A 19,520-nucleotide genomic window follows, 5' to 3' on the forward strand; every position below is an offset into this window, starting at 1 on the left:
AGTGACCGCCCAGCGGCTCGCGCCCCTCAAATCAGAAATGTGGAAAAGACGGGTGGCGGGTGTCTCTTGATGTGCAGAGGGACGGGTAACCGCATGAGCAACCGTTGGGAAGCCATCCTGAGGCAGATCCGCCGCCACGGCGAGGCGTACCGCGCCGAGGACGACGACGGCGTCCTGCTCGGCCGGTTCGCCTCGGCCGGCGACCCCGTGGCGTTCGAGGCCCTGCTCCGGCGGTACGGCTCCATGGTCTACCGCGCGTGCCGGCGCGCCCTCCCGTCCGAGCAGGACGCCGAGGACGCGTTCCAGGCCACGTTCATTGCGCTCGTGCGCCACGCCGGCACGATCCGCAGGCAGGGCGCGCTCGCCGGGTGGCTGCACAAGACGGCGGTCCGCGTGGCCTGGCGGCTCAAGGATCAGTCCCGCCGGCGCGTCCAACGGGAGCAGGCGTGCGCCCGGCACGAGGCCGCGCCCGCCACCCCCGCGGGCGACGACGTTCGCGCCGTCCTCGACGAGGAACTGGACCGGCTCCCCGAGAAGTACCGACAGCCGGTCGTCCTGTGCCGGCTCCTCGACCGGCCACTCGCGGACGCGGCGGCCGAACTCGGCCTGTCGGTGGCCACGATCTGGCGGCGCCTCCAGTACGCCGAGGAGCTGCTCCGCGACCGACTGACGCGGCGCGGGCTGTGCGTCCCGGCCGGGGCGGCGATCGCCGGTTGCGGGTCGGCAGCGCCCGCCGCCGCGGTCCCGCCGGCCGCGGCGGGCGAGTTGGTGCGGTTGGCGGTGGCGATCCGGGCCGGGCAACTTGCCGGCGTCCCCACCCGACTGCTCGCCCTGTCCGGCGGGCTGTACGGCCACCGGGCCGTGGTCGCGGTCGCGGTCGTACTACTGGGTGTCGGCGTCGGGCTCGCGCTCGTTCGCGACCCGGCCGGCCCGGAGCCGGTCCGGCCGGTGCCCGTGCAACCCGCCCCCGCGGTGGCGCGGGCGGACCTCCCCGCGGCCGGGTCCCCGTCGCTCGAGATCACCGGCCGCGTCGTGGACGCGGCCGATCGGGCCGTGCCCGGTGCCCAGGTGCGGGTGTTCGCCCGGCGGTGGGAGCGGTTCGGCGTCGGCGTCCGGGACGAACTGGTCGGTCGCGCCGCGGCCGGCGAGGACGGGAGCTTCCGCGTGGCGGTTCCGCCCACTAGTGCGGCCACGGTCCTGAGCCACACCGTCCGGGTCATGGCCGCCGACCGCGAGGGCAAGGCGCTGGGCGTGGCCCCGGCCGCGGGGGGGCACTCCATCGTTCGGGTCTCGGCCGGCGCGGCGCTGTCAGGTACGGTGGTCGACGCGGGCGGGGTCCCGGCCGCGGGCGCGGCCGTCCAGGTCTCCCGGTTCGGCGGCGTCTTCAACGACCCCGTTGGGGAACCGCTCCCCCCCGACGTGTGGCCGCGGGGGGCGGCAACGGCCGCGGACGGGTCCTTCACCCTGGCCGGGTTCGACCCCGCCGTCGGCGGGCGGTTGTGGGTCGTCCACCCGACGCGTGGCGTTCGAGCCGTGGACGTGCCGCCCGGGGCCCCCAGCGGAATGACCATCACCCTGTCGCCCGTGCGCCGCCTGTCGGGGCTCGTCCTCCGGGCCGACACCGGCGCGCCGGACCCGGGGGCCCAGGTTCTCGTGTCGGTCGTATCGGCGGCCGACCCGTTCCCGGTCGTGCGGTGCGTGGCCGCCGGTGCGGACGGGCGGTTCGAGGCGGCCGCCCCCACGGGGGGCCGCTGGACCGTCCGCGCGGTGCCCGCCGACGCGGAGGAGTACCTGTCGGTGGAATCGGACGTGCCGTCGTCCGGCGCGGGCGACCCGGTGGAGTTGCGGTTGCCGCGGGCCGCGCCGGTCCGCGGACAGGTCGTGGATGCGGCGGGGAAGCCCGCGCCCCGTGCGAAGGTCTGGTTCGTCCCCGGCCGGCCCCCGGAGCGCGCCGGCGTGCGGGTGGTGAGCGGGACGCGGGCCCACCGCGTGTGCGGCGAGGACGGCCGGTTCGCGCTCCCCGCGCCGGCGGTTGAGGGCACGCTGTTGGTGGCCGCTCAGGACCCGACGTTCGCCTCGGTCGAACTCGACGCCGGCCGGTTGGAAGGGGGGGCGCCCACGGGCCACCGCGTCTTCGCCCACGCCGCGGTCCCCGCCCGCGGGGGCGGGGAGGAACTCAGCGTGCGTCTGTACCCCGGAGTGACCATTGAGTGCCGGGCGGTCGGCCCCGACGGCAAGGCGGTCGGGGACGGGCGGGCGTTCGTGCGCCACCTCGTCGGTGCGCGGGACTTCCGCGTCCCCGTGTCGGTCAGGGGCGGGCAGTTCGCCGTTCACGGGTGCCAGCCCGGAAGGTGGTACGCGGTTCAGGTGATGGACGCCGAGGGAAAACTCGGTGCAGCCACCCGCCTCAGGCAACCGGACGGTCCCACTGCCGGGCCGGTGACCGTCCAACTCTCCGCTTGTGAAGGGGTCGAGGTGGAACTGACCGACCCCCTCGGCCGGCCGGTCGCGGGGTGCCGGGCCGAGGTGACGACCGTGCTCTGGCCGGCCGACGCGCCGGCCGGGGTCCCCGCGGTCGGCGAACTGACCTCGGCACGGTGGTGGGCGGACGACCCGGGCGAGCCGCAGGTGACCGGGGCCGACGGGCGCGTCGCGTTCGGGCGGCTGATCCCCGGGGTATCGTACCGGGCCAAGTTCACCGCCGGCGACGCGATTTGCTACGTCCTCATCCCGCCCGAGGCGCGGGCGAGGCCGGACCGCCTCAAGGCCGTCCTGCCCGTTTTTTCAACGGACTGATGCGGCCGGGGGGCCGCAACACCAACGCTCGTAGACCTCCTCTCCCGGGTCGGGGCTCGCCGCGCCGCGGCGCGTCGTCACACAGTTCTTCCCTGGAGAGTCTGGTCATGCGAGAGCCGAGTTCCCGCCGCGACCGCGCGTTTACACTGGTCGAACTGCTGGTCGTCGTCGCCATCATCGCCGTGCTGATCGCCCTGCTGCTCCCGGCCGTCCAAAAAGTGCGCGAGGCCGCGGCACGGCTGAAGTGCCAGAACAACCTCAAGCAGATCGCGCTTGCCCTGCACAACTACGAGTCCGCGCGGGGAACCTTTCCGCCCGGCAACGTGGTCGGTGCCGCGTACGTCAACACGGGGTCCACGGCCGACGCGACGTACTACGGAGCGTGGTCGATTTACCTGCTGCCCCACGTCGAGCAGGACGCGGTTCATTCCCAGTACAACTACGACGAACTAAACACCCGGAACTCGACGAGCGGCAGCCCACCGCGCAACAACTTCCAGGTGGTCCGACGCACCATTGAACTGTACTCGTGCCCTCTCGACGTGCTTAAGGGGACGACGGGCTTCCCGACCGCGGGTCCTGCCAAAACCCCCGCCTCCCCAGGCACGGCGTCCGCCGCGCTCGGGCGCGGCTCGTACCGAGGGATGAGCGGCCGCTCTTCGAACGACGGCAGCGCTTTCTTCGACGGCGCACGGAAGGACTTCTTGTCCCCTCTCGACGTGATGCCCGCCGACTACCGCGGGGCTCTGCACGTCACCGGGGCCACCACGAAACTGTCCCCGGAGCCGTTTTCGGCGATGTCCAACGGCACGTCGAACAGCATGGCGCTGGGGGAGTTTTACCTCCCGCCGGGCGGGGGGGGACTGGGGGCTGGCCGATCGACCCACTGGGGCTACGCGTACCCCGGCTACTCGCTCTCAGCGGCCAGCGGCCAGAGCCGCACGTTCCTGTACGGAGAGGGCGGCGCGGCTTGCACGAGCGTGACCGGTGCAGGCGGGAACCTGCCGTGCTACCGCGGCTGGGCGAGCGCGCACCCGCAGGGGTTCAACGCCGCGATGTGCGACGGGTCGGTACGGTACGTCAACCAGGGCATCTCCCAGACCGCGTTCCAGGCGATGGCCACCATCGCCGGGGGCGACATCTCGAACGAGGAGTAGTGATGCGCGGACCGATTCGCAGCCTCCTGCTCGCCGCCGCCGCGGCGTCCGCCGGGTGCGGCACCGAGAACTTCGCCCCGGTGACCGGCACGGTCACCCTCGACGGTCGACCGTTCGAAGGGGCCGTGGTCCAGTTCGAACCGGTCGCCAGCCACCGCGGCGCGCTCGGGTCGACCGCGGTGACTGACGCCCGGGGGCGGTACGAGCTCCGCGAGGTCGGGAGCGACCGCCCGGGCGCGGTCGTCGGCGTGCACCGGGTCCGCGTGTTCACCGCGCCGCCGGTGATGTTGCCGGACGACAACCTCCCGCCGAAGGTCAACGAGCGGATCCCGGATCGCTACCACGCCAAGTCCGACGTGACTTTCGAGGTTCCGGCCGCCGGGAACACGGCCGCCGATTTCGAGCTGACCACGAAATAACGCCGGGCACGCTCGCACTGCGGGGGAGGGCGGTCCTCAGACGCGAGTGCGGTCGAGGGGAGTCGCCCCAACAGCCCCGCTCGGAGAGGTGCGCCGTTGCCCTTGATCGGTCGGCCCGCCCGCGTTATTCGGACTCAACCCCAAGGTGTGTTGTCGTAGCCATCCGGAGAGAGTGCCGCGGGACGGACCCCGGTGCGGAGCGATGTCCCAGACCAGCCGGCTCATCCCGCTGCTGATCGCCGTCGCCGGGGCCGGGTGCGTCCGGTCCTCGGCTCCGGTCGGAGCGGACGCGCTCGCCGGGCGGGTCACCGCGTACGCGCCCGTGCCGGCCGATCCGCCGGTGTTGCCCGCGCCACCGAAGCCGGCCGAACCCCAGGGGCCGCCCGCACCCACCCTCCCCGGGCCGGAGCCGATCACGCTCGACGAGGCGAAGGCGCTCGCCGAGCGGGTCAACCCGCAACTGAACCGGGTCCGCGAGACGGTCAACCGGGCGGCCGCCGACGAGCGGATCGTGTTCGCCGAGTTCCTCCCGTCCCTCGGCTTCCGGCACGAGTTCGACGTCGTCACGTCCCGCACCGGGTTCACCGGCATCAAGCCGGGCCGCCGGTTCGCGCAGCTCCCGGTGCGGGGGTACGGGCCCGGGGCCCAGGACTTCGAGGTGCTGGACCTGGAGCTGCGGCACACCGTGTTCCAGTTCGGCAAGCGGCTGGCGCGGCACGACCAGTCGGTGCTGCGGTGGGACGTCGCCCGGCTCCAGACCGAGCGGGCGCGGCAGTCGGTCGTCTTCGACGTGAGCGCCCGGTACGCCGAGTTGCTCGAGACGTTCGCCGCCCGTGAGATCGCCGAGCGGACCGTGGGGCGGGCCGAGGCGGTTCTCAAGGACGCGGTGAACCTGGAGAAGCAGGGGGTGCTGACCCGCGAGGACGTGCTGCGCGCCGAAGTGCAGGTGGCCGACGCCCGCCAGGCACTGACCTCCGCCCGCAGCGCCGTGAGTGTCACCCACGCGGCGCTGAACCGGGCGATCGGGATCACTGTTGGCTACCCCACCCGCGTCACCGAGGACGCGCTGCCGATTGAACACCCGGGCTCGCCCGCGGCCGGGCGGCGGCCCCCGCCGGTGTTCGACCTCGAACTGGAACAGTGCCTCGACCTCGCCGTGCGGAACCGGCCCGAGTTCGTTGTGGTTCAGAAGGCGATCCAGGTCGCGTCCCGCGGGGTCGATGCCACCCGGGCCGACTACCTGCCGACGTTCGGCACGCGGGTGACCGGCTCGCTGGTCGAGGGGGTGGCCGTGCAGAACGCGACGGTGCTCAACGCGGGGATCTTCATGACGTGGGACCTGTTCGCGGGGGGCCGGCGGGTCGGGGCGGTGCTCGCCGCCGAGTCCGACGTGCGGGCCGCGGCGGCCGAGGCCCAGCAGGTGTGCGACACGATCGCGTTCGAGGTCCACGTCGCGTTCGCGAACATCGAGGACGCCCGGGAGCGGATCGCGCAGACCCGCAAGGCGGTCGAGCAGGCCCGCGAGACCCTGCGGCTGGTCCAGGCCCGGTACGCCCGCGGCGACGCCAAGCCGACCGACGTGGTGGACGCGCAGACCGCCCTCACCCGGGCCGAGCAGAACGCGAACGACGCGCGGTATGCGTACCTGATTGCACTCGCCCAAATGGAGTTTGCGACCGGGGTTCCGCTGTCCGCACTGCTGCGAACGGCCGACCCAGACGCGCTGCCCCCACCGCGGCCGGTGCTACCCCCGAAGGGGGCCGGGGGCGTCGGCGGGAAGGGGCCGTAGGAACAGGCTCAGCACCGCGCCCGCGCCCGCGATCACGGCGAACCACTGGATGACGGCCTGGGTCGCCCACACCCGCGCGTTCGCCCGCGCCCACCCGCTGACGACGGTGCCGGCCTGTTCGGGGAGGTCCGCGGGGATCGCGCTGTACGGCCCGATCTGCTGCTCGATCCGGGCCGTCACGTCCGCAATCGGGGGGCGGTTCGATTCGACCGTTTGCCGCTCGACATCGAGGATGGCGTCGGTCCGGGCGTCCATCGCGATCGCCAGCACCCCGACGCCCACCATGGTGGGCACCACGCGCATCACGTTCTTGATGCTCGCCGACGCCGCCACCTGCTTCGGGGTCAGCCCGTCGAAGTTCAGACAGATGACCGGCGACCCGGCCAGTCCGGCGCACCCGGCCCACACCGCGAGAACGCCCGCGAGCCACCACTTGTCCGTGAACAGGTCGATGCGGCCGAGTTGCCAGGTGCAGACCGCGAGCCCGAACATCCCGACCACGAGCCGCAACTTGCGGTTGTCGCGGGTGCCGACCCGGGCGGTCAGTGCGAGCGCGAGGAGCATCCCCGGGACGCACGGGAGCAGCACCATCCCGGCCGTCGCGCGCGGGTAGCCCCGGTCCCCCACCATGTACCGGGTGACCGCCAGGAGGACCGTGATGACGGTGGCGTCGGCCAGCGCCTTGATGACCACGGCGAGGGCGAACCGGTGGTTCCGCAGCAGCGCCAGGTCGAACAGCGGGTGCGCGGCGGTGAGCTGGCGGGCGAAGAACCCGACGAGTGCGATGGCCCCCACTGCGTACACCACGGCCGCATCATCGGACGTGTCCCACTCCCACAGGTGGAACCGGCTGAGGCCGATGAACAGGCACGTCACCCAGGCCACGAGCAGCGCCAGGCCCGGGAAGTCGAACGGGTCGCGGGTGCCCCGCGGGGCGTCGGCGTGGTGCGACTCGAACGCCCCGACCAGCACCAGCCCGGCGGCCGCCGCGGGCGCGGCCACCGCGCTCCGCCACGACGGCTCGTCGACCAGGGCCGCGCTCACGCTCGGCGCGACGATCCGGCCCAGGTACAGCCCCCCGACGTACAGCCCGATGGCCCAGTCGCGGCGGTCGGGGAACTCGGCCCACAGGATCGACAGGACGGTCGTGATCACCAGGCCGGTGCCGACCGCCGCGACCGCGGTGGTGGCCGCGAGGACCGTGTCCTCCCGGACCCACACCCCGGCCAGGCCGCCGGCGGCGTACAGCCACAGCCCGCCGAGGTAGCACTGCCACAGCCCGACCCGGGCGCGGAGCCAGGGCAGCACCGACATGCCCACGATCGAGCCGATGCTCGCCGCACCCGACACCCACTGGAACCGGTACCGGTCCGACCCGAGGTTCACGACCTCGAACGGCCCCGGCAGGTCGGGCAGCGTGCTGTGGACGCCGTAGAGCAGGGCGGCGGCGAACCCGCACGCGGCGGCCACCCGCTCCCGGGCGGTGAGCGGGGGCAGGGGGGCCGGGGTCACTTCGTGCCCTCCGGGACCGGCACGACCGGGCTCAGCCCCTCCGCGGCCAGCGCCCGCTGCGCGGCCGCCTCCTTCGCGGCCCACTCCGAGTCGCCGGGGGTGTGCGAGACCGCGACCGTGACCGAGAGGCCGGGCACGACGCGCGGCATCCGGTCGTCCGGGTCGAGCGCGATCCGCACCGGCACCCGCTGCGGCACCTTGGTGAACTCGCCGGTGCTCACGTCCCGCGGGATCAGCGCGAAGTTCGCCCCGGACGACTCCCCGACCCACACCACCCTGCCGCTGAACCGGCCGCTGAACCGGTCGATCCACAGGGTCGTGTGGTTGCCCGGCGCGATCCCCTCCAGCCGGTCCTCTTCCATGTGTGCGGTGACGTAGATGAGCCGCGGGTTGTACACGCTCACCACCGGCGAGCCGGCCGGGGCGTTGTCCCCGGGGCTGCGGTACCGCTTCGCCACGACGCAGTCGAACGGGGCGATCACCCGGCAGTACTGCAACTGGGTGAGCGCGGTCTGGACCGCCCGCCGGGCCTCCTCGAGTTCGGCCTTGCGGGTCGCGACCTGGACCTTCAGTTCGTCGATCTGGAGCCGGCCGAGCTTCGCCAGCTCGAGCGCCTGGACCACTTTCTCAACGGTCTGCTGGTTGGCGTCGACTTCGCGGTCGGCGATCCGGGTCTGGCCGAGCTCGGCCCGGGCCGTGTCGAGCCGGGCGAGTGTGGCCGCGTACTCGGCCTTCGCCGTCCCGAACGACCGCGCCGCGTCCTCGGCCCGGGTCTGCGGGACCGACTTCTCCTCGTACAGCTTCTGGTACCGGTCGTTGTCTTCCTTCGCCTTGACCAGCACGGCCTTCGCCGCGTCCACGTTCGCCTCGGCCTCCTTCACCCCCTTGTCGGTTCGCGTGCGGGTGACCTCCAGGCGGGTCCGGGCCTCGGACTGGAGCGACTTGGCGACGGCCAGGTCCTGCTCGGCCGAGGCCACCCGTCGCGGGTACTCCTGTTCCAACCGGTCCAGGGCGGCCTCGGCGTACCGCACGTTTTCCTCGGCGACAGCGACCTTCGACCGGGCCAGGTCGAGTTCACGCTGGCGCGGCGTCGGGTCGATCTCGGCGATCACCTGTCCCGCCGACACGCGGTCGTGCTCCTCGACGTGGACGCGCACGAGGAGGCCGGCCGTCTGCGGGGCGAGCTGGACGATGCGGCTCTCCACGAAGGCGTCGTTCGTCATCGAGGTGGTGAACCGGTAGCCCCAGTACGAGAACGGCAGGGCGAGGCCGACGGCGGCCGCCGCGAGGCCACTCGCCCACACGACGATGCGCGCCCACCCGCCGCGGCGCGAGCCGTCGGGCGGGGGCGGAGCCGGCGACGGCTGGGGGGCCGGGACGTCCGGACTGCCGGCGGTTCCGCTGGGGCTGCTCATGGGCTGTCACGTGGGTCGGTTGTCACGAGGCTCGCCGCTCGGCGACGGTGCCCGCGATGTCACGCGCGTCCGTTGGTCGCCATTCTAAGCACTTGGCCTGGGATGCGTAGAATGTTTCATGCTCCGCATCCGACTCACTGGTACTCAGCGTTCCGACCTTCGAACCCTTCGCGGCTCCGGTCTCCCCAGCGTCGCTCGTGACCGCCTGGAAATGGTGCCCCTGTCCGACGCTGGATGGTCAGCACCCAGGATCGCTGAGCACCTGGGCCGACACCCGCACACCGTTCGGTCGGCCCTCAGTGGGTTCGCCGACCCGGGCACCCAGGCGTTCTCCCCCGACTCTCCCGGTCCCGACCCGGACCACGACCGCCGAGCCACGGTCACCGGGAAGTTGTCTGAACGCCTCGGCCAGGAGCGGACCTGGACCATTCGCCAATCGGCCGAGGCACTCGGACCGGACGTCGGGATCGGTCCGCGCCGGACCCGGCGGTACCTCGCCCTGCTCAACGCGGGTTACCACCGCACCGCCCAAGCCGTCAGCCACAAGCACGACCCCGAGAAGGTCGCGCGCCCAAGCCGTCCTCGCCAACTTGAAAAACCCTGCGACGGGCCGGTTGAGGCTGTTCTACCTGGACGAGCGCGGGTCCGGCCCGTCGTTGCCGACCGGGTGCTCGTGGTGCCTGCCCAGGCAACGCAAGCGTGTGAAGTACGAGTACCCGCAGGGACGGCGAGTGAACGCCCTGGCGACCTACGGGCCGTCGGTCCGGTGTCTGGACGCGGTGCCCTTCGAGCGGACCCTCGCGTCCGACGACCTGCCCTGCCATTTGCGGGACCGGTTGCCGCCGGCGGGGGTGCCGCGTGTGGTGACGCTCGACAACGCCGGCATCCACACCAATAATTTGGTGAAGGCCGCCCGGCCGGGGTTGACGAAGCTCGGCATCTACCTGTACGACCTGCCGCCCTACTCACCGGAGTTGAACCGGATCGAGCCGGTGTTCAAGCAGGTCAAGCACCACGAGATGCCGACCCGTAGGTTCACCACCCGAACCGATCTCCGCAAGGCCGTCGAGGATGGGTTCGAGGCCTACCGACAAAGGCTACAGGCCAAATGTGACAACGAACTACGGCTGGCTGCTTAGTCGGCACGCGGCACAGCAGTCGAATCATCGCGGAGGCCAACGATGCCGGACCCCGACACGCGAGCGGCCGATGAGTTGCGGTTCCGCGCGAAGTCCCTGCGGTTCGGGTGCCTGGCCACCGCCGCGGCCTTCGTGACGTTCGTGACGCTCATCGTCGTCGTCTTCCCGGCGGTCGCGCGCACCCTCGGGCTGAGCACCCCGGCCGCCGACGAGTCACAGATCCGCGGCGTCCTCGACGCCCAGGTCGCGGCGTGGAACACGGGCGACCTCGACGGGTTCATGGCCGGGTACTGGCGGGACGAGCAGCTCTCGTTCATGTCCGGTGACCGGGTCACCAGGGGTTGGGAGGCGACCCGGGCCCGCTACCAGAAGAAGTATTTCGCCCCCGACAAGGACGGGAAGCTCGCCGAGCGCGGGGAACTGGCGTTCGAGGAGCTCCAAGTTGAAGAGATCCGTTCTGCGGCCGCCGTGGTGCGCGGTCGGTACGTCCTGAAGCTCGCCAGTGAGACGGCGACCGGCCGGTTCACACTGGTGTTCCGCAAGTTCCCCGAAGGGTGGCGGATCACGTCCGACCACACCTCGGCGGCCGACCCGCCCCCGCCCCCGAAGAAGTAGAATGCGTCTGGGGAACGGCCTGCTCCTGTCGGGAGAGAACGTCGTGCCGCGAGCGTCCACGATTGGGTTGCTCCTGCTCGGCTGGTGCGGGGCCCTCGCGGCGAGCGGGGTCGTGTTCTGGTTCGTGCTGAAGGACGACGCGGGCGGTCCGGACGTTCCGCCCGCGGTGCCGGTCCCGGAGGTCAAGCGACCGGCCGCGGCCGCGGTGGCTGTTCCGCGCCGCAGTCGGGCGGCGCTCGAAGCCGAGATCGCACAGTTGGAACTGGCACTCGATGCCCAGAAGCAACTCGCCGCAGTTCAGGAGACGCAGAAGGCCGCGCTCGCCGCGTCCGTCCGCGAGTACGCCGACCTGCTTGCGAACGGCGCGCCCGCCGACCAGGAACGCGAGTTCTTCCGCAAGAAAGGCGACGCCCTGGCTTCGAGTGTCGGCACGCGAAGGACCGAACTCGAGAGCCTCGGGGCGAAGCTCACCCAGATGCGCGCCTCCGCCGCCCTCACGAACGACGACCTCCAGGCCGTCCTCAAGAACAGCGCCCCCGACCACACGATGTTGGAGATCCTCAAGGCGGCGAGCGCCTTCAAATTCCAGATCGCGACGCTGGAGTGCCGGCTCGCGGCCGGGGCCGACGCCCTCGCGTGGGACGAGGCACAACTCGGCGCTCTGAAAGGGGCACTGACCGGGAAGGCCGAAGTCGTGCGGGCCGCGGCCGATTCACTCGCGAAGTGGCGCCCGCCGCACCAGGGAATCGCCGTTCTCGGTGCCCAAATTGCGGCACTGAAAGCCGAACGCGACTCGATCACCGGTCCGTGACGCCGTGAGTGGTGTTGAATGCGTGAGAGTAGAAATGGACAGTCGGGCCAGTTGTTTCAGGGGACGCTGCCAACCCCTGAACAACTGACCCGACTTAGTCGCTCCCACATTGAGAGGTGACGCTGCCAGACACCTCTCACACGATCCGATGCGCGCCGGCCCAAGGTTATTGTGCCGCGTGGCGGTTTTTTTGAGTTGCACGCGCAAGCCGAACTCCCATCATGGGATGAGTTCCAACCCTTTTTCGGAATCGCACGCATGACACCCCTCTCTCGCCGTGACTTTCTCGCCGCGTCTGGTGCCGCTGTTGCCGCGGCGACCGCCCCGCGTCTGTCGTTCGGGGCCGACGAGCCCGCCAAGTTCAAGCTCGGCCTGGTGACGTACAACGTCCCAGCGACGTGGGACCTCCCGACGATCCTCAAGGTGTGCAAGGAGGTCGGGATCGCCGCCGTCGAGTGCCGCACCACGCACAAGCACGGGGTCGAACCCTCGCTCAATGCCGAGCAGCGCGGCGCCGTGAAGAAGCAGTTCGCCGACTCGGGCGTGGTGTTCTGGAGCTGCGGGACCGTGTGCGAGTTCCACGCGGCCGACCCCGCCGTCGTCAAGAAGAACATCGAGGACTGCAAGCAGTTCATCGGGCTGGTGAAGGACCTGGGCGGGAAGGGGGTCAAGGTCCGCCCGAACGGCGTCCCGAAGGACGCCGACCCGCAGAAGACGTTCGCGCAGATCGGCGCCGCGCTGGACGAGTGCGGCAAGGCCGCGGCCGACGCGGGCGTCGAGGTCTGGGTCGAGGTCCACGGGGCCGTCACCCAGGTGCCCAAGAACATGAGGGCGATCATGGACGCCTGTCCGTCGAAGGCCGTCGGCGTGAACTGGAACTCGAACCCGACCGACGTCGAGGGCAAGTCAGTCAAGGCCGCGTTCGAGCTGCTCAAGGACCGGATCGTGGCGTGCCACATCAACGACCTGGAGAACGACGCCAAGGGCACGTACCCGTACCGCGAGCTGTTCGGGCTCCTCAAGGGCGTGAACTACGACCGGTACACCATGTGCGAGGTCGGCAAGACGTACCCGGTCGCCGAGGGCACCGAGTACCTCAAGAAGTACAAGGACCTGTGGACCAAGCTGGTCGCCGGGTGAAACGCGGATGTGCGGAAGACTTTTTTCTTGCACACCGCGATCGCGGGCACCTTAATGGGAGTGTCGACTGGCCCGTATCACACTCCGTCCTGTCCACTGAGGTGACCGATGCCGCGTTTCGCCCCGTGCCTCATGTTCGCCGCCCTCCTCGCCCTGTCCGGTGGGATCGCCGGTCAGGAGCCCAAGAAGGACGACCCGCCCGTTCGGGCCAAGGGCGTCCTCCCGCCGAATTGGAAGAAGATCGGGCTCACGGAGGACCAGGTCCAGAACATCTACAAGATCCAGGGGAAGTACAACGACGAGATCGACAAGCTGGAGGCGAAGATCAAGGATCTCAGGACGACGAAGGAGAAGGAGATGAGGGCCGTCCTCTCCGCGGACCAGAAGAAGAAGCTCGAAGAGATCCTGGTCGGCAAGGATAAGTAAGATGACCCGCGAGGCCCACCCGACACCGGGTGGGCCTCTTCACTGTGACCGACTCTGGTGACCACATGGGCCTCGACCGAACCGTCCGCTTCCCCACCGAAGTCACGCCCCCGTGGGGCGCGATCCGCACGCACCTCCAGCGGGTCGGCGAGTCCGGTCAGCTCCGCATGATCGACGGGCTCCCGGCGTTCCCCGACGAGGAACCCGCCGACGCCTGGTCGGAACTCCGGGTCGGGACCGCGGCCGGGATGGTCACCGTCCGCCGCCGCCCGGGGGCCCTGGTGTGCGTCACCTGGGGCAACTCCGATCCCGCCCTCAGCGCCGCCTGGGGGAAGGTGACCTGGGCGTGCGCCGCCGCGGGCGGCGGGGTGATCGACACGCCGACCGGCCCCGTCCCGGCCGCGGAGTTCGCGGCGGCCGAGGGGATCGCACCCGCCTGACCCCGTACGTGCTGTCCACAATTCTCGCAGTTTCCCTCTATTTCCGGGTACGGACCGCGGACGATACCTCCTCACGAGCCGGCGGTCGGGTGCGGTGTTGGTATTGCCCCGGTTACCGGCATTGGTTAACTTCCGCCACGCCCCAGGATGGGGGTTCAGCGGCACGCACGGAAGTGAGGGGCCCACCGTGACGATCACAGTCCGGCATTTGGCCGAGTGGGTGCGGGGCGAAGTCCTCGGCGACGGCGACCTGCCCATCTCGAGCGCCCGAACGCTCGCCGAGGCCCAGCCCGGCGACATCACGTTCGTCGAGCACGACAAGCACCTGAACGCCTGGCACAACAGCCGCGCGTCGGCGGCGCTCGTGCCCCTGTCGGTCCCGGTCAACGGCCGGCCCATCATCCGGGTCGCGGACCCGCTGATGGCGTTCGCGCAGATCGTGCAGCAGCTCCGCGGGTGGCCGCCGGAGAGCGCCCCCTCGATCCACCCGGCCGCCCACGTCCACCCCACGGCGCATCTCGCCCCGGGCGTGAGCGTCGGGCCGTTCGCGGTGGTCGGCGAGAACTGCGAGGTCGGGGCGAACACGACCCTCCACGCCGGGGCCGTCCTCGGGCGGTTCTGCAAGGTCGGGGAGGGGTGCGTGCTCCACCCGCACGCGGTCGTGTACGACGGCTGCACCCTGGGCCACCGGGTCGTCCTCCACTCGAACTCCGTGATCGGGGCGGACGGCTTCGGGTACCGGTTCCAGAACGGCCGGCACGTCAAGGTGCCGCAACTCGGGTCGGTCGAGATCGAGGACGACGTCGAGATCGGCGCGTGCACCACCATCGACCGCGGCACGTTCGGGGCCACCCGTATCGGGGCCGGGACGAAGATCGACAACCTGGTGATGGTCGGGCACAACTGCCACCTCGGGAAGCACAACATCCTGTGCAGCCAGGTCGGGATCGCGGGCTCGACGACGACCGGCGACTACGTGGTGATGGCCGGCCAGGTGGGCGTGGCCGATCACGTCACCATCGGCGACCGGGTGACGATCATGGCCAAGAGCGGCGTCTCGGGCAACGTCGCGTCCGGCTCGCAGGTGCTGGGCACCCCGGCCCTGCCGCACCGCGAACAGGCCCGCATCATGTCGAGCTGCGAGAAGCTCCCCGAGATGCGCAAGGACCTCAACCGGGTCAAGAAGCACCTCGGCCTGGAGGACTCCTGAAATGCTGAGCGTTCCCGGCTGGACCGGGCTTCGTGACGCCCGCCGCCGCGAAGCCGCCGGGCCGCCCGGGCCGCGCCCCGTGGGGCTGATCGCCTGCGCCGGCCGGTTCCCGATCGCCTTCGCCGAGAAGGCCCGGGAGTGCGGCGTGCCCGTCGTCTGCGTCGGCGTCGCGGGCATGGCCGACCCCGCCCTGAAGCGGATCTGCACCGAGTACCACACGCTGAACCGGGCGTCGCTCGGGTTCCTGCTCCGCACGTTCCGCCGGGGCGGCGTCGAGCGGTGGACGATGGCCGGCAAGTTCCACAAGCACCTCCTCTACCAGCCGTGGCGGCTGTTCCAGTTCGTGCCCGACTGGCGGATGGTCCGGTTCTACTTCTACCGGAAGCGCCGCGCCAACAACGACGACTCGCTCCTCCTGGGCCTGATCGACGAGTTCCGCGCGCACGGCCTCGAGTGCGCCTCCCCCCTCGACCTCGTTCCGGAGTTACTCGTGCGTGACGGCGTGCTGACCCGGCGGAAGCCGACCGCGGCCGAGCAGCGGGACATCTCCGTGGGGTGGGCGCTGGCCCGCGAGATGGGCCGCCTCGACATCGGCCAGAGCGTCATGGTCCGCGAGCGGGCCGTCCTCGCGGTCGAAGCGATCGAGGGCACGGACCGGGCCATCGAGCGGGCCGGCGAGTTGTGCTCCCGGTCCGGGTTCGTGGTCGTCAAGGTCGCGAAGCCGGGTCAGGACCGCCGGTTCGACGTCCCCACGGTGGGGACACAAACGATCGAAACGATGTACCGCTCGGGTGCCCGCGTACTTGCCATTGAAGCCGGTCAGACTATCCTTTTGGACGAGGCCCAAACCGTCGCGCTCGCCGACCGTTACGGCATCTCCATCGCCGCGTTCGAGGCCGCACCGGCGGTCTGACGCCGACCCCGTTCGGTGGAGAGGCAGCCTGACCATTGTGGTCCGGGTACAACTGCTGTATTCTTGTCTGTATCCAGGTCATTAACGCCGAGTCTGTCAGCTCATGGGGTCGATCTCGTTCCTGCTGCCGCACCCGATGCCCGCCCTCGCCCAGGCGACGCTGCGACGGGCCTCGTTCGCGCACGGGTTCGAGCAGACGATCGACGCCACCGCCGTTGAGGTCCGCGACGGCCGGATCATCCTCTCGAAGTCCCTGTCGGACAGCGGCTACCTCCTGATGCCCTGGCCGGTCGGCGGGTTCGGGACGCTCGTGGCCACGAGCCCGACCCTGCGGGAACGGGCCGAGCCGTACCGCCTGATGGTCGAGCTGGCCCGCGGCAAGCTCAACCAGGTCCGGACCCAGGCGTCCGACTGGCAGGCGATTGGGCTGGTCACCCCGCAGACGTTCGACCGCGGGCTCCTCGAAGCGACGAAGCTCTTCGGCCGCGCCGTGCAGGCCCCGCCGGCCGAGTCCGACAACCTCGCGGGCCGGGTGCTGGAACAGAGCTTCGCGCTCGCCGACGCCCTGACCCGGGAGTTCGCCGACCAACTGTTCGACACGCGGCACCAGGAGGAGGAGCTCCTCGACACGCGGCTCGCCGCCCGCACCATGCGGGGCTGGGGGAACCTCGCGGCCGAGTACGCCCGGACCTTCAACGCCGCACAGATCGCGCTCCGCTGGCGCGACGTCGAGCCGCAGGAGTCGGCCTACGACTGGTCGGACACCGACGCGGCCGTCGCCTCGGCCAAGGCCGCGAAGTTGCCGATCACCATCGGCCCGGTCATCGACCTCGCGCCGGGGATGCTGCCGATCTGGGCCGCCGGGTGGGAAGGGGACCTCCCCACGCTCGCCGCGTTCATGTGCGACTTCCTGGAGACCGCGATCCGCCGGTACAAGGGCGACGTGCAGCGGTGGGTCGTGTGCGCCGGCTTCAACCAGGCCGACTCGCTCGGGCTCGACGACGACGAGCGACTGCGGCTCGCGTTCCGCCTGTTCGAAGCGGCCAGCCAGATCGACCCGAACCTGGAACTCGTCCTCAGCCTGGCCCAGCCGTGGGGCGACTACCTGGTCAAGGAAGAGCACACGATCTCGCCGCTCACGTTCTCCGACGACCTGATCCGCACCGGGATGCGGGTGTCGGCGGTCGAACTCGAGGTCCGCATCGCGACCACCCCGCGGGGGAGCTTCCCGCGCGACCTGCTCGACACCGCCCGCCTCATCAACCTGTTCACCGTGCTGGGGCGGCCCCTGGAAGTGGTACTCAGCCTCCCGTCGTCTCCCCAGCCCGACGCGGTCGCGGCGCACCACGGCCAGTCGGTGTGGGCACCCAGTTCGCGGACCGGCCCGTCGCCCGAGGGGCAGGCCGAGTGGGGCGCGTCGTTCGCGACGCTGGCGCTCTGCACCCCGCACGTCCGGGCCGTGACCTGGGACCACTGGTCCGACGGCGACCCGCACCTCACGCCGTGCGGCGGCCTCATCGACGCGAGCGGCGTGCCCAAGCCGCTCCTCAGCCGGCTCCGCAACATCCGCACCGCGCACCTCCGCTGAACCTCCCGGCACGTGGCCCCTTCGGGCCGCACCCCCAATAATCTCATGAACCGCTCGGCCGCCCCACTCCGGGTGCGGGCGGCGCGGCGTGGGGCAGGGCATGACTGCTGGCGAGCAACCTCCTCAATCCCCCAAAGGGGCGCGGCTGTGTCTGGTGCTGGCGGCCGTACTGTGGAGCCTCGGCAGCGTCTTCATGCGGTTGCTCCGCGAGCCGCTCGGCCTCGGGCTCGAAGCGCCGCAACTTACGCCGCTGTTGATCGCGTTCTACCGCGGCCTCTTCGGCGGCCTGTTCATCCTCACGCTCGTGCGGCGCGACCAGGTCACCTTCACCCCGGTGATGGTGCCGATGGTGGTGCTGTTCACCGTGATGAGCGGGCTGTACCTGTCCGCCCTCGGCCTCGGGGCCGCGGCCAACGCGATCTTCCTCCAGAACACCGCGCCGGTGTGGGTCTACCTGTTCGCGGTCCTGATCCTGGGCGAGTCGGGGGACCGCCGCGGGTGGCAGTCGGTGCTCCTGGCGGCCGCGGGCGCGGCGGTGATCGTCGCCGGCGGCTGGCCCTCGGCGTCGTCGCCCGAGCAGGAGCGCAAGGAAATTGTGGTGCTGCTGATGGGGGTCGGGAGCGGGGTGGTGTACGCCGCGGTGGTGCTGTTCCTCCGCGTGCTGCGGGCGCACGCGGCGGCGTGGCTGGTAGCGCTCAACCTGATCGGAACGGCCGTGATGCTGGGCCTGTTCATTCTCGTTTCAGACGGCCCGGGCGCCTTCGCCGAATGGGCGGCGACGCCAACGCCCCCGCAGTTCGTGGTCCTCGCCGCGTGCGGCGTCTTGCAGATGGGCGTGCCGTACTGGCTGTTCACGCGGAGCCTGAGGGCCGTGTCGGCGCAGGAGGCCGCGATCATTACCCTCCTCGAACCGCTGCTGAACCCGGTCTGGGCGTACCTCCTCACGCCGCACACCGACACGCCGACGCCCGCCATGTTCCTCGGCGGCAGCCTCATTCTGCTCGCGCTCGTCTGGAAGTACGTCCCGTTCCGCCGCGGGGCGTCACGGGGAGGAGGCTGAGCGGGGCAGGGGGGTCACTGCTCGTACTCGTTTTTCGGCTCGCCCTTGCGCACGTCCGCGAGGTCGGCGACCATGATGACCGGGATGTGCGTCTCCGCCCCGGCCCGGCCCCCCGGCACCTTCACGAACTGGATCTGGCCCTTCACCTGGACCCAGTCGAAGTTGTTGATGTTGTTGATCGCCTGCGGCACGATGATCCGCACCTTTAGCGGCACCGTGTCGGCGGCACAGCACGTCATCTTCATGCGGAACAGGGTGAAGTCCTTGTCGGCGATCCGCTTGAACCGGCCCTCGAGGATCGCGGTCTGGCCCTCCAGGCTCTTCCGCTTCTCCTCGTCGAACGCCGCGTCGTTCAGGTCGTTGAACCGGAACTCGGTCCCCTCGGCGGTGATGAGGGCGTACCTCGGCTCGCCGGTAACGGGCACCGTTTCCCGCATGCGAAGCCCGGACGCCGTCTTGAGGGTCCGCACGGTCGTGCCGTCGGCCTGCTTCTCCTCCTTCTCGACGGTCGCGTCCTTGGCCTGGTCGCGGAGGGACGCAGAGGCGAGCGCCTCCTCGGGGGCACTGTTCCGCCCGGCGAGCTTGGCCTCGGCCCGGCCGGCGAGGGCCGCCATTGCGCTGCTCGGCATCCCGATGACGAACAGGGTGATCGGGATCACGAGGATGAGCATGGTGACGAACACCCACGACATGTCGTGGGAGTGCGCGTGGTCGCCGTGGTCGTGCGAGTGCCCCGGGTACGAGTGGGCGTGGTCGTGCTCGCAGTTCGCATCGTGGACGTGGTCCGGGCCGCACTCCGGTCCGTCGTAGGCGGGGGCCTGGAGCGCGCCGGCCTCGTTCCAGATCGCGATTGCCCTCAGGAAGACGATCACGGTGAGGATGGCGACGCCGCCGAGCAGCACCGGGAGGTGGAACTCCTTCGCGAGGATGAAGTTCAACATCCCGTTCGAGTACATCCGGACCGCGACGAACCCGAGGCCGCCGCACACGAGGATGCCGAGGAGCTGCTCGGTGAAGTAGTTCCGCAGGGACTCGCCCGGGTGCGGGTGCGTGTGAGCCATGAGTGCAACTCCCCTTGTTCGCGAGGCCG

The 19,520-nt window shown here is 70.9% G+C and carries 17 protein-coding genes and 1 pseudogene; 15 read left to right on the top strand and 3 right to left on the bottom strand.

Going from position 1 to position 19,520, the window contains the following annotated elements; genetic code table 11:
- Positions 1 to 93 precede the first annotated feature (93 nt).
- The 4 genes from ACTIGN_RS00330 (at position 94) to ACTIGN_RS00345 (ending at position 6,161) form a co-directional block, all read left to right on the top strand.
- Positions 94 to 2,796, top strand: a complete 2,703-nt coding sequence (locus ACTIGN_RS00330) for a sigma-70 family RNA polymerase sigma factor (RefSeq protein WP_439620332.1) — start codon at positions 94 to 96, stop codon at positions 2,794 to 2,796.
- Between the two features lie 107 nt (positions 2,797 to 2,903).
- Positions 2,904 to 3,953, top strand: coding sequence for a DUF1559 family PulG-like putative transporter (locus ACTIGN_RS00335; RefSeq protein ID WP_439620334.1), 1,050 nt, complete (start codon positions 2,904 to 2,906; stop codon positions 3,951 to 3,953).
- A gap of 2 nt (positions 3,954 to 3,955) precedes the next feature.
- Positions 3,956 to 4,372: a hypothetical protein gene (locus tag ACTIGN_RS00340; protein ID WP_439620335.1), complete on the top strand. Its 417-nt coding sequence runs from the start codon at positions 3,956 to 3,958 to the stop codon at positions 4,370 to 4,372.
- 202 nt (positions 4,373 to 4,574) lie between these two features.
- Positions 4,575 to 6,161 (top strand): TolC family protein, encoded by a 1,587-nt coding sequence (locus ACTIGN_RS00345; protein ID WP_439620336.1) that lies wholly within the window; start codon positions 4,575 to 4,577, stop codon positions 6,159 to 6,161.
- Here ACTIGN_RS00345 and ACTIGN_RS00350 read toward each other — a convergent pair.
- Positions 6,117 to 7,673, bottom strand: coding sequence for an MFS transporter (locus tag ACTIGN_RS00350; protein ID WP_439620337.1), 1,557 nt, complete (start codon positions 7,671 to 7,673; stop codon positions 6,117 to 6,119). The two genes, ACTIGN_RS00345 and ACTIGN_RS00350, sit on opposite strands and share 45 nt — an antisense overlap.
- Positions 7,670 to 9,088 carry an HlyD family secretion protein gene (locus ACTIGN_RS00355; RefSeq protein ID WP_439620339.1) on the bottom strand — a complete coding sequence of 473 codons (1,419 nt, stop codon included), beginning with the start codon at positions 9,086 to 9,088 and terminating at the stop codon, positions 7,670 to 7,672. The genes ACTIGN_RS00350 and ACTIGN_RS00355 overlap by 4 nt, the downstream gene beginning before the upstream one ends.
- Positions 9,089 to 9,206: 118 nt before the next feature.
- Here ACTIGN_RS00355 and ACTIGN_RS00360 point away from each other — a divergent pair.
- From ACTIGN_RS00360 to ACTIGN_RS00410, 11 genes and pseudogenes are all read left to right on the top strand, one after another.
- Positions 9,207 to 9,386, top strand: a pseudogene (locus ACTIGN_RS00360) (helix-turn-helix domain-containing protein); the annotation flags it as partial.
- 1 nt (position 9,387) lies between these two features.
- Positions 9,388 to 10,227, top strand: coding sequence for a transposase (locus tag ACTIGN_RS00365; RefSeq protein ID WP_439620340.1), 840 nt, complete (start codon positions 9,388 to 9,390; stop codon positions 10,225 to 10,227).
- 42 nt (positions 10,228 to 10,269) lie between these two features.
- A complete protein-coding gene (locus tag ACTIGN_RS00370) occupies positions 10,270 to 10,842 on the top strand; it encodes a YybH family protein (protein WP_439620342.1) in 573 nt (190 codons plus the stop codon).
- 1 nt (position 10,843) lies between these two features.
- Complete coding sequence (locus tag ACTIGN_RS00375) at positions 10,844 to 11,653, top strand: hypothetical protein (protein ID WP_439620343.1); 810 nt, start codon at positions 10,844 to 10,846, stop codon at positions 11,651 to 11,653.
- 258 nt (positions 11,654 to 11,911) lie between these two features.
- Positions 11,912 to 12,793: a sugar phosphate isomerase/epimerase family protein gene (locus ACTIGN_RS00380; protein ID WP_439620344.1), complete on the top strand. Its 882-nt coding sequence runs from the start codon at positions 11,912 to 11,914 to the stop codon at positions 12,791 to 12,793.
- 108 nt (positions 12,794 to 12,901) lie between these two features.
- Entirely contained in the window at positions 12,902 to 13,219 is a 318-nt protein-coding gene (locus tag ACTIGN_RS00385; RefSeq protein WP_439620345.1) for a hypothetical protein, read from the top strand.
- A 65-nt stretch (positions 13,220 to 13,284) separates the two neighbouring features.
- On the top strand, positions 13,285 to 13,659 hold the full coding sequence (locus ACTIGN_RS00390; protein ID WP_439620346.1) for a hypothetical protein: 375 nt from the start codon (positions 13,285 to 13,287) through the stop codon (positions 13,657 to 13,659).
- Positions 13,660 to 13,846: 187 nt separating this feature from the next.
- The gene (lpxD, locus tag ACTIGN_RS00395; RefSeq protein WP_439620347.1) at positions 13,847 to 14,869 is read left to right on the top strand and encodes a UDP-3-O-(3-hydroxymyristoyl)glucosamine N-acyltransferase; all 1,023 of its coding nucleotides are present in this window, start codon (positions 13,847 to 13,849) and stop codon (positions 14,867 to 14,869) included.
- 1 nt (position 14,870) lies between these two features.
- Positions 14,871 to 15,782: an LpxI family protein gene (locus ACTIGN_RS00400; RefSeq protein WP_439620348.1), complete on the top strand. Its 912-nt coding sequence runs from the start codon at positions 14,871 to 14,873 to the stop codon at positions 15,780 to 15,782.
- A gap of 103 nt (positions 15,783 to 15,885) precedes the next feature.
- On the top strand, positions 15,886 to 17,370 hold the full coding sequence (locus tag ACTIGN_RS00405; RefSeq protein ID WP_439620350.1) for a hypothetical protein: 1,485 nt from the start codon (positions 15,886 to 15,888) through the stop codon (positions 17,368 to 17,370).
- Positions 17,371 to 17,470: 100 nt separating this feature from the next.
- On the top strand, positions 17,471 to 18,430 hold the full coding sequence (locus tag ACTIGN_RS00410; RefSeq protein WP_439620351.1) for a DMT family transporter: 960 nt from the start codon (positions 17,471 to 17,473) through the stop codon (positions 18,428 to 18,430).
- Between the two features lie 14 nt (positions 18,431 to 18,444).
- Here ACTIGN_RS00410 and ACTIGN_RS00415 read toward each other — a convergent pair whose 3' ends face one another.
- On the bottom strand, positions 18,445 to 19,491 hold the full coding sequence (locus ACTIGN_RS00415; protein WP_439620352.1) for a TIGR03943 family putative permease subunit: 1,047 nt from the start codon (positions 19,489 to 19,491) through the stop codon (positions 18,445 to 18,447).
- Between the last annotated feature and the right edge of the window lie 29 nt (positions 19,492 to 19,520).

It is taken from the genome of Gemmata sp. (assembly GCF_051859125.1).
Lineage (GTDB): Bacteria > Planctomycetota > Planctomycetia > Gemmatales > Gemmataceae > Gemmata.